Origin of the sequence: Candidatus Planktophila lacus (assembly GCF_002287925.1) — a bacterium.
Lineage (GTDB): Bacteria > Actinomycetota > Actinomycetes > Nanopelagicales > Nanopelagicaceae > Planktophila > Planktophila lacus.
The window spans coordinates 1,451,380-1,460,061 of record NZ_CP016769.1 but is presented as its reverse complement, the minus strand read 5'-3'; the positions used below and the strand labels follow the sequence as shown (position 1 = coordinate 1,460,061).

The 8,682-nt window shown below is 47.1% G+C and carries 12 protein-coding genes; 8 read left to right on the top strand and 4 right to left on the bottom strand.

Translation table 11 applies throughout. From position 1 onward, the window contains the following. Window positions 1-223 precede the first annotated feature (223 nt). From rpmH to A1s21148_RS07415, 8 genes are all read left to right on the top strand, one after another. Window positions 224-361, top strand: coding sequence for a 50S ribosomal protein L34 (gene rpmH, locus A1s21148_RS07450; protein ID WP_095671770.1), 138 nt, complete (start codon window positions 224-226; stop codon window positions 359-361). Window positions 362-387: 26 nt separating this feature from the next. Then, entirely contained in the window at window positions 388-747 is a 360-nt protein-coding gene (gene rnpA / locus A1s21148_RS07445) for a ribonuclease P protein component (protein ID WP_095671769.1), read from the top strand. Next, window positions 748-1,008, top strand: coding sequence for a membrane protein insertion efficiency factor YidD (gene yidD / locus A1s21148_RS07440; protein ID WP_095671768.1), 261 nt, complete (start codon window positions 748-750; stop codon window positions 1,006-1,008). Next, window positions 1,008-1,955: a membrane protein insertase YidC gene (yidC, locus tag A1s21148_RS07435; protein WP_095671767.1), complete on the top strand. Its 948-nt coding sequence runs from the start codon at window positions 1,008-1,010 to the stop codon at window positions 1,953-1,955. The genes yidD and yidC overlap by 1 nt, the downstream gene beginning before the upstream one ends. 69 nt (window positions 1,956-2,024) lie before the next feature. Then, window positions 2,025-2,558 (top strand): Jag family protein, encoded by a 534-nt coding sequence (locus tag A1s21148_RS07430; protein ID WP_095671766.1) that lies wholly within the window; start codon window positions 2,025-2,027, stop codon window positions 2,556-2,558. Window positions 2,559-2,567: 9 nt separating this feature from the next. Beyond that, on the top strand, window positions 2,568-3,194 hold the full coding sequence (gene rsmG / locus A1s21148_RS07425; RefSeq protein ID WP_095671765.1) for a 16S rRNA (guanine(527)-N(7))-methyltransferase RsmG: 627 nt from the start codon (window positions 2,568-2,570) through the stop codon (window positions 3,192-3,194). An 8-nt stretch (window positions 3,195-3,202) separates the two neighbouring features. Further along, on the top strand, window positions 3,203-4,132 hold the full coding sequence (locus A1s21148_RS07420) for a ParA family protein (protein ID WP_269466850.1): 930 nt from the start codon (window positions 3,203-3,205) through the stop codon (window positions 4,130-4,132). Beyond that, window positions 4,129-5,004: a ParB/RepB/Spo0J family partition protein gene (locus tag A1s21148_RS07415; protein ID WP_095671764.1), complete on the top strand. Its 876-nt coding sequence runs from the start codon at window positions 4,129-4,131 to the stop codon at window positions 5,002-5,004. Before A1s21148_RS07420 ends, A1s21148_RS07415 begins: the two co-directional genes overlap by 4 nt. Before the next feature lies 1 nt (window position 5,005). Here A1s21148_RS07415 and A1s21148_RS07410 read toward each other — a convergent pair whose 3' ends face one another. From A1s21148_RS07410 to trxB, 4 genes are all read right to left on the bottom strand, one after another. Next, a complete protein-coding gene (locus A1s21148_RS07410) occupies window positions 5,006-6,265 on the bottom strand; it encodes an aminotransferase-like domain-containing protein (protein ID WP_095671763.1) in 1,260 nt (419 codons plus the stop codon). Between the two features lie 48 nt (window positions 6,266-6,313). Then, the gene (locus tag A1s21148_RS07405; RefSeq protein ID WP_095671762.1) at window positions 6,314-7,315 is read right to left on the bottom strand and encodes an N-acetylmuramoyl-L-alanine amidase; all 1,002 of its coding nucleotides are present in this window, start codon (window positions 7,313-7,315) and stop codon (window positions 6,314-6,316) included. Window positions 7,316-7,339: 24 nt separating this feature from the next. Then, entirely contained in the window at window positions 7,340-7,660 is a 321-nt protein-coding gene (trxA, locus tag A1s21148_RS07400; protein ID WP_095671761.1) for a thioredoxin, read from the bottom strand. Between the two features lie 79 nt (window positions 7,661-7,739). Beyond that, the gene (trxB, locus tag A1s21148_RS07395) at window positions 7,740-8,660 is read right to left on the bottom strand and encodes a thioredoxin-disulfide reductase (protein WP_095671760.1); all 921 of its coding nucleotides are present in this window, start codon (window positions 8,658-8,660) and stop codon (window positions 7,740-7,742) included. Window positions 8,661-8,682 lie beyond the last annotated feature (22 nt).

The window sequence follows — 8,682 nt, the reverse complement described above, 5'->3', positions numbered from 1 at the left end:
TGAAAAGTAGGGCTCTTTCCAGAGAAAAGCAAGCGGTTATCCACAACCCTCAACCCAGGATCCAGTTTGACCCACCTCTATCCCCACCTCTACCGTTACACCCTCGCTTCCCCCGTATTTATGAAGAGTTCATAGAAACCGGTTTGCGCTCAGGTCGGGTCAGTCAAAACCCGCCCACGCTCAAGCCGAACTGGCCGCAATTTAAGTTTTAAGAGGAGTCATCATGACAAAGCGCACCTTCCAACCTAATACTCGTCGTCGCGCCAAGAAGCACGGCTTCCGCGCACGCATGGCAACTCGCGCAGGACGTGCAGTTCTTTCAGCTCGTCGCGCCAAAGGCCGCGTTCGTCTCTCTGCGTAAGTTATAGAGCCGCACCGGAAAATCTCGTGCTGCCTAAAAACGCACGTTTGAATTTAACCGCCGATTTCGCTCGCGCAACAAAGAGCGGAACCCGCGTTACCTCAGAGCACTTTGTTGGATACCTCTACATCAAACCTGCGCCAGAAGAAACCAACCCACCAAAGTTTGGGTTAATTGTTAATAAAGGAGTCGGTGGCTCGGTTGCGCGCCATGCTTTAGCTCGCAAACTTCGCCATGCAGCAGCGCCACAACTTTCAAAACTGCCAACAAATTCTCTCTTTGTAATTCGCGCACTGGCTAAAAGCTCATCTTCTGACGTTATCTCTGAGGTTGAAAAACTTGTCACTAAATTACTGGAACGCTCAACCCGAAACGCGGTGAAGTAGATGCGCACAGTATTAGTTGCGGTAATTAACTTCTATCAAAAATGGATCTCCCCATCTTTCGCGCCGCGTTGTAAGTACTACCCATCTTGTTCAACATATGCCGCATCTGCAATTTCGCATTACGGAATTCGCGGCGTAGGTATGGCGCTCTGGCGCCTGGTGCGCTGTAACCCATGGTCACATGGCGGCGTTGATTACGCAATTAAAGAAGGCTCAACAAAAATTAAAACCACCGAGAAAACCAGTGTAGGAGCTAACTAATGGGCTTTATTTTAAACCCCCTCTATAACTTCGTATCCGGAGTTATTGTCGGAATTCACTACTTGCTCTCACCTATCTTCGGTTTCGATAGCGGAGTTACTTGGGCGCTCTCGATCGTCGGACTTGTTGTTTTAATTCGTATTATTTTGATCCCGCTATTTGTTAAGCAGATTAAAAGTCAGCGCGCACTTACTGCACTACAACCACAGATGAAGGCGATCCAAACTAAATATAAAGATGATCGCCAAAAACAATCTGAAGAGATGATGAAGCTCTACAAAGAGCATAAGACAAATCCACTTGCATCATGTTTTCCAATCTTGGCGCAAGCACCAATCTTCTTCGCACTCTTTACAGTTCTAAATGGAATCGCTGCAAAGACAGATGCTGGCGTATCAGCGCCAATCGCACGCGGATTCCTAAAAGGTGATTATCTAGATAGCGCAGCACAAGCAACATTTTTTGGTGCGAAGATCTCAGAGACTTTCCTAGGTTCACCCGATACAACTGTAAAGATTGTCACAGTTATTTTGATTTTCATTATGTCTGCTACAACTTTTACAACACAACGTCAGTTGATGGTAAAAGGAATGCCAAAGATGGATTCCAGCAACAATATGATGTTGCAACAGCAGAAAATCATGTTGTATTTATTCCCAGTAATTTTCGCGGTATCTGGTGTTAACTTCCCGGTTGGAGTTTTGATCTACTGGTCAACAACAAACTTCTGGACATGGGGACAGCAGTTCTATGTAATTAAACGAAACCCAACACCAGGTTCACCTGCCTACGAAGAGCTACAAAAGAAGAAGGCAGCGAAAGATAAAAAAGGTTCGAAAGACTCAACAGGAACTGTTCCCGATGGAACAAACCCTGAAGACGGTGCTGAAGGAACCGGCGAAGTTAAAGGCCAGAGAAAGCAACCAAAGAAGAAAAAGAAGAAGTAAAGCGGACATTTAAGTACAAAAACTATCAAAAGACCCAAATAACTTTACATAACTACAAGGAGTGAGAAGATGAGCGAAGAGACCACGGAAGTATTGGAAAACGAGACCGCTGAGGCCGGAACACCTACCAAGAAGGCGCCAAAGACAATTGCGCGCCTTGAGGAAGAAGGCGATATCGCAGCTGATTACCTCGAAGGTTTACTAGATATTGCAGACCTAGATGGCGATATCGATATCGACGTTGAAAACGACCGCGCCAGCCTGGCGATCGTTGGTGGAAAGCTTCGCCACCTAGTCGGCCAGGAAGGTGAAGTCCTAGATGCAATCCAGGAGCTAACTCGCCTTGCTGTTCAGACAGCGACCGGCGACCGTAGCCGCCTGATGCTCGATATCGATGGATTCCGCTCAGGCCGCCGCAAGGAGCTAACCGCTCTTGCCGAGAAGATGGCAGAGCAGGCAAAGACCACTGGGGCATCGATCAAACTCGACCCAATGAACGCCTTTGAGCGCAAGATCATCCACGACACGATCCAGACCCTAGGTCTCTCATCTGAGTCAGATGGCGAAGATCCAAACCGCTTCGTCGTCATCTATCCCGCCTAAAGGGAGCTCATGACAAATCTCCAGCCGGAGTCAGTTTCACGTGAAACGCTCATTACCAAGTACTTTCCTGGGCAAGAGGACGCTATCCGCGCCTACGCCGAATTCCTCACCACCGCAGGCATTGAACGAGGGTTAATTGGCCCTCGCGAAGGCGAGCGGATCTGGGATCGCCATATCTTTAACTGCCTGCCAGTAACCCAACTTTTGCCGCAAGGGGCCTCCCTCTTCGATATCGGCTCAGGGGCAGGTCTACCCGGAATCGTTATCGCCCTAGCCCGACCTGACTTAAAAGTGACCTTAATTGAGCCTCTTGAGCGCAGAGTTGAGTTCTTAAATGAGGCGGTTGCGGCGATTGCCGCTGGCGGAGTTGAGATTGAGGTCATCCGTGGCCGAGCCCAGGATGTAAAGAAGAGCGCTGACTTTGTTACCGCCCGCGCCGTGGCTCCAATGGAGAAGTTGAAGAAGATTAGCTGGCATATGGTTAAAACCGGAGGGTCCCTTTTAGCGATGAAGGGGGAGTCTGCGGCAAATGAGATGGTTGGCATCAAAGGAGCTGAGCTCCACGAGATAAAACTTGAGGGAATTGAGCTCGGCAGAGTTATCTCTGTGCGTAAAGGCTCTCTAATAAGTGCTTAGATAGGCGCGTGGTTGATTCACGTGAAACAAGCGATCGCGAGAGCGAGACAAAGGTCGTCGGCGTCCGGCGGCTAAAAGAGGCGATGGCAAAACCTGCCTCGACCCGTATCTTCACTGTGGCAAACCAGAAAGGTGGGGTCGGAAAGACCACCACAACAGTCAATATCGCAGCAGCCCTATCTATGGGCGGACTTCGGGTCCTAGTCGTTGATCTAGATCCACAGGGCAACGCCAGCACCGCTTTGGGCGTTCCTCACCGTGATATCGAAGGCGTTTATGACGTGCTTATGGGAACTGCGCAGATCAGTTCTGTAATTCAAAAGGTTGCCGGATTTCCCGCACTTGATTGTGTTCCTTCAAATTCATCTCTTGCAAATGCTGAAGTTAATTTAGTTTCAATGGTTGCGCGCGAACTTCGTTTGAAAGAAGCGCTCGATGAAATTTCACCAAATTACGATTACATCTTTATCGATTGCCCACCATCACTTGGCTTGTTAACCATCAACGCACTTGCTGCAGCACGTGAACTTTTAATTCCAATTCAAACTGAATATTACGCACTTGAAGGTTTATCACAACTCCTTGAAACATATGGTGTTGTTAAGAAGCGCCTAAATGCAAACCTCGATCTTTCAACAATTGTTTTAACAATGTTTGATGGCCGCACCCGTTTATCAAATGATGTCGCTGCAAATGTTCGCGCGCACTTTCCAAAAGAGTTAATTGATATTCCAATTCCGCGAGCAGTACGTGTATCTGAGGCGCCTTCATATAACCAAACGGTTATGACATATGACCCGCTATCACCAGGAGCTATTGCCTATATGCAGGTAGCGCGCGAAATTGCAGAACGCGGAAAACCAAAAGATGCTCTCGATGTTAACTTCGATTCCAATGTTGTAAATATTAATTACAAACGCGATGGAGAAATAGCATGAGTGCAAAACGTGGTGGCCTTGGAACTAATTTAGATTCTTTAATTCCAACATCTCTTACCGTTGCAGGTAATGAAGTTGCACAACAGAATGAAGTTTCAGTTGATGCGATTTCTCCAAACCCACGCCAACCCCGCACCATCTTTGAAGAAGGCGCACTTAACGAATTAATTGCATCGATTAAAGAGATCGGCATCTTGCAACCACCGGTTGTGCGCCAAACATCTCCAGGTAAATATGAATTAATTATGGGAGAGCGCCGCTTCCGCGCGGCAAAGGCTGCAGGTTTAAAGAAGATTCCTGTAATCATTCGCCAGACTCCCGATAACGAACTTTTACGTGAAGCGTTAATTGAAAATATTCATCGCAGCCAACTTAACCCACTTGAAGAAGGCGCCGCTTATGCGCAATTACTTACCGACTTTAACTGCACACACGATGAGCTCGCGTTAAAACTTGGTCGCTCTCGCCCGCTTATCTCAAACACAATTCGTCTTTTAAATCTTCCACCAACCGTGCAACGCAAAGTTGCTGCGGGAGTTATCTCAGCAGGCCATGCTCGCGCACTGCTTGGTCTAACCGATGAGGCAGAGATTGAAAAGTTGGCTAATCGAATCGTTGCCGAAGGTTTAAGTGTTCGCGCAACTGAAGAAGCTGTCGCAATTCATTCACCAAAGAAGGGTTCAACCAAGAGCGGTAAAGGCGGAAAAAGTTCTACAACCGGAGAAACCCTGGCTGCCGAAGAGTTGTTGAGTGATTACCTAGATACCCGCGTGAGCGTGCAGGGCGTTAACGGCAAAGGCAAGATTGTTATTGAATACTCTGGACGCGAAGATTTACAGCGAATCGTTGATCTAATTGAGGGCGATAAGTAAATTACTTAAGTGCGGTGCCGCGACGTGACATTTCCTGCGTCACGATTCCACCCAAGGCTTTCACGCCTTCACGGATTCGCTCAGGTGTTGGGTGGCAGTAAGAAAGTCGCATCGACCAAGATCCAAAACCATCTGCATAGAAAGCATTTCCTGGAACATAGGCAACCTTGGCAACGATCGCCTTCGGCATCATCGCTTTAGTGTCGATCTCTGGTGGCAAGTTGACCCAAACATAGAAACCGCCACCTGGTTTTGTCCAAGTAGCCTCTTTTGGAAAATATTGCTCAAGTGATTCGAGCATCGCATCGCGGCGCACCTTATATAGCTCGCAGAATGATGCAATCTGATCGCGCCACGGCTGATCAGCGAGGTAGCTAGAGATAGTTAGTTGAGTGAAGTTTGATGGGCAGAGAATTGATGATTCGGATGCAATTACCAATTTATCTTTTAACGACTGTGGAACTAGCGCCCAACCAATACGCAAACCTGATGCGATGGTCTTTGAGAATGAACCAAGATAGATAACGTTTTCGGAATCTTCAGCGCGCATCGCATTTGGTGATGGGCGATCAAAACCAAGAAGTCCGTAAGGGTTATCTTCAACAACGAAGATTCCTTCTTCGCGGCAGATATTTAGAATTTCAGTACGGCGATCTGCTGGCAGCAATACACCTGTTGGATTTTGGTAATTTGGAATCAAATACAAGAATTTAATCTTGCGACCGGCAGCGCGTACAGATTTAATCGCTACTCGCAGTGCATCCGGAACCAGGCCGTTCATATCCATCTCAACGTGGACTACAGATGCCTCATATTGTCTAAATGTTCCAAGAGCTCCGACATATGAAGGGGCTTCAACTAGAACAACGTCGCCTGGATCGATAAAAATTCGTGAAATCAAATCAAGTGCTTGCTGTGAACCGGTTGTAACGACAATGTCATCGGGATTGGCGCGAATTCCTTCAAGGGCCATAACGTCGCAGATTTGCTCGCGAAGTTTTGGATGTCCTTGACCGCTGCCGTACTGCAGAGCTTCCGCGCCATTACTTAAAATTAATTGATTAACAACCCCAGCCATCATCTCCATTGGAAGTGCTGAAAGATTTGGCATTCCACCAGCCAGCGAAACAATTTCTGGGCGAGATGCAACAGCGAAGAGCGAGCGAATTTCAGAAGGCAACATTCCGGCGGCGCGAGTTGCAAATCGTTGTTCTAGATTTTGCGGTACACCGGTTTGATAGCGAACTGATACCTCAGACATACCCGTTAGTCTCCCACATGCCCACTAGCGCTAGCGAATTAATTAAAACTAGCGACGAATGCCCGCACTTCGCAGGTCAGATAACCGCAAAGTTCCTGTTTTAGCATCATCCTCAGCCGATAGATAAAGGCGTTGAATCGCAATAATAAAAGCCTCAGCCAAAGTATCGCGAAAATCAGGACGGGCAAGGCGAGCGGCATCGCCAGGATTTGTTAGATAACCAAGATCTACACGTACCGCTGGGGCTTGAGTTAGGCGAAGTAGATCCCAAGTTTTGGCATGGGTTCGGCAATTTAATAAATCAGTGCGCGCGCAGAGCTCGCGCTGCACAAGGGATGCAAATCTCTCACCAACTATTGAATGCACTCCATGGGCATCGCTGCCGTAAAAGTAAGTTGAAACTCCATGCGCGTCAGGGTTTGAGTGTTTATCAGTATGTAAAGAGATAACTAAGTCTGCGCTATTTTTATTTGAGAAAGTAATGATTTCATTCTCTGTCAAAACATTCTTTGGTCCGCGGGTTAAAAACACACTGGCGCCAAGTGCTAACAATCGACCCTCTAAACGTTGTGCAATGTCATAAACAATCTCTGCTTCATCGTTGCCAAATGCCGGATCTAAAACAATTACCTTATTTGCAAGTGCAGGGCCACGATTTCGTTGCTTAGCGCTTTCGCGCATTTGTGCAGGCGCTCCACCGGAAACTATTTTAGTTAAACGAATCAACGCGATAATTGTTGCTGGACCACATTTACCATCAACTTTTATTCCTACCGATTTTTGAAACTCTTTTACTGCAGATTCAGTGCGCTCACCAAATATTCCATCGACTCGACCAGCGTTAAAACCCATCTCGGTAAGGCGCGCTTGAAGTGCTGCAACATCGTCACCGCGCATCATTGGAGATGGTTGAAGATTTAAAGAACGATCGCCTAACTTCCAGCGAGATTCTTCAAGTGCGCGTTTGGTCTGGTCATTTAACTCACCGGTTACATGCAAACCACGCTCTTGCTGAAAAGAACGAATCTCGTCAGGAGATAGTTCTTTCATAAGAGATCTAAACCAACGAGTTGATTAGATGAAGCCTTCGAGCTCTTTTAAAAGCGCTGGCTTTGGCTTTGCACCAATAATTGTCTTTACAACTTCACCGTTCACATAAACGTTGAGCATCGGAATTGATGTAACTCCATATTTGATCGCGATCGCTGATTCTTCATCGGTATTTAGCTTCACGATAGTGAGCTTGTCGCCGTGTTCAGTTGCGATCTCATCAAGGATTGGTCCGACTGCGCGGCAAGGTCCACACCACTCAGCCCAGAAATCAACAAGAACTGGCTTGCTGCTCTTGAGTACGACCTCATCGAAATTGGCTGCGGTTACTTTTCCTGCGCTCATTTGCTGCTCCTATTTAATCGGTTCTATATCTGCTTTAGATCTGCTTTTAACTGCTAAAAACTACGTTGTTGTAAGAGTACTAGTGCGAGAGGAATTTTTCAGCGTCTAACGCCGCCTGACATCCCGACCCTGCTGCAGTAATTGCTTGGCGATATGTGAAATCGACAAGATCGCCGCAGGCAAAGACGCCCTTCAAGTTGGTGCGCGTTGAGCGTCCTTCTACTGAAACATAACCCTCTTCATTTAGCGTTACTTGAGATGTAACAAGTTCACTGCGCGGAATATGCCCGATGGCGACAAAGAGCCCAGTGAAATCTCGCTTACTAACTTCACCAGTAACTGTATTGCGAAGTTCTAACGCTTCAACTTTCTCCGCACCGAGTACATCTGTTACTTCGGTATTCCAGAGCATTTCAATCTTTGGATTTGCAAAAGCGCGCTCTGCCATAATTTTTGAGGCGCGAAGTGAATCGCGGCGGTGGATCAAAACAACCTTTGAGGCAAACTTTGTTAAGAAAGTCGCTTCTTCAACTGCAGAGTCTCCGCCACCAACTACAGCAATTGTCTGATCGCGGAAGAAGAAACCATCGCAAGTTGCACACCATGAAACTCCGCGACCAGATAAACGCTTTTCGTTCTCTAAACCAATTTCCTTATAAGCAGATCCCATTGCAAGGATTACCGCTTTAGCTTCGACGGTATTTCCAGAACCATCTTTAATAATTTTGATATCGCCAGATAAATCCATTTCAACAACATCATCGGTAATTAGCTCTGCGCCGAAACGTTTTGCTTGTTTGCGCATGCTGTCCATTAGATCTGGACCCATCACGCCATCGACAAAGCCTGGAAAATTTTCTACCTCAGTGGTGTTCATCAACGCGCCACCTGCAGTAACTGAACCCTCGTAAATAACTGGATCTAACTGGGCGCGGGCAGCGTAGATAGCAGCGGTATATCCGGCAGGACCAGAACCAACGATTACGAGATTTCTTACCATGGGCTCAGCGTATCCATTCGAG

Bases quoted from the DNA above. Each gene is read 5' to 3' on its own strand.
- rpmH (WP_095671770.1), top strand. From the start codon at position 224: ATGACAAAGCGCACCTTCCAACCTAATACTCGTCGTCGCGCCAAGAAG.
- yidD (WP_095671768.1), top strand. From the start codon at position 748: ATGCGCACAGTATTAGTTGCGGTAATTAACTTCTATCAAAAATGGATC.
- yidC (WP_095671767.1), top strand. From the start codon at position 1,008: ATGGGCTTTATTTTAAACCCCCTCTATAACTTCGTATCCGGAGTTATT.
- A1s21148_RS07430 (WP_095671766.1), top strand. From the start codon at position 2,025: ATGAGCGAAGAGACCACGGAAGTATTGGAAAACGAGACCGCTGAGGCC.
- rsmG (WP_095671765.1), top strand. From the start codon at position 2,568: ATGACAAATCTCCAGCCGGAGTCAGTTTCACGTGAAACGCTCATTACC.
- A1s21148_RS07415 (WP_095671764.1), top strand. From the start codon at position 4,129: ATGAGTGCAAAACGTGGTGGCCTTGGAACTAATTTAGATTCTTTAATT.
- A1s21148_RS07410 (WP_095671763.1), bottom strand. From the start codon at position 6,265: ATGTCTGAGGTATCAGTTCGCTATCAAACCGGTGTACCGCAAAATCTA.
- A1s21148_RS07405 (WP_095671762.1), bottom strand. From the start codon at position 7,315: ATGAAAGAACTATCTCCTGACGAGATTCGTTCTTTTCAGCAAGAGCGT.
- trxA (WP_095671761.1), bottom strand. From the start codon at position 7,660: ATGAGCGCAGGAAAAGTAACCGCAGCCAATTTCGATGAGGTCGTACTC.
- trxB (WP_095671760.1), bottom strand. From the start codon at position 8,660: ATGGTAAGAAATCTCGTAATCGTTGGTTCTGGTCCTGCCGGATATACC.